This is a genomic window from Colwellia marinimaniae, assembly GCF_002207865.1.
Lineage (GTDB): Bacteria > Pseudomonadota > Gammaproteobacteria > Enterobacterales > Alteromonadaceae > Colwellia > Colwellia marinimaniae.
The window spans coordinates 1-395 of sequence record NZ_BDQM01000143.1 but is presented as its reverse complement, the minus strand read 5'-3'; the positions used below and the strand labels follow the sequence as shown (position 1 = coordinate 395).

1 protein-coding gene is annotated in these 395 nt (G+C 35.7%); it reads left to right on the top strand.

Annotated elements, in window-relative coordinates; all coding sequences use genetic code 11:
* Positions 1–62 precede the first annotated feature (62 nt).
* On the top strand, positions 63–350 hold the full coding sequence (locus MTCD1_RS18605; RefSeq protein WP_057183640.1) for a hypothetical protein: 288 nt from the start codon (positions 63–65) through the stop codon (positions 348–350).
* The last annotated feature ends 45 nt before the right edge of the window (positions 351–395 follow it).

The following is a 395-nucleotide window of genomic DNA, read 5'->3' as shown; positions in this document are numbered from 1 at the left end:
TTTATCTCATCTTTTTTCACCGTAAGCGCTGGGGAATTAAACCCAACTAAGATTAAAAAGTTATGGGGATTCGTCAGGTGTGGTGGGCTATATTAATTAGTTCAGATGCAGTCAAAGGTGTGCCGTTATTAAGTGTGGAACTTAAAAAACAAAGTAATAAAAATGCTACGAACTTAGCTATATCAGTACTTTCTGAACTATCTAATAAGCGTAGTTATGACGAGTTGAGTGGCAGGAAATCACATCATACAGTTACTTCAACTATGGAGTTGTATAAATTAATGCATCTATACATACGGGAAGAAGATGATATAGATAGTAAGCGTATAGTTAACGACACCTGCCTCTAGCACTTGATCTCATATACATTATCTCCTCACTTAACTTAGGAGATA

Excerpts from the sequence above, each read along its gene's own strand:
- MTCD1_RS18605 (WP_057183640.1), top strand. The coding sequence starts at position 63 with ATGGGGATTCGTCAGGTGTGGTGGGCTATATTAATTAGTTCAGATGCA.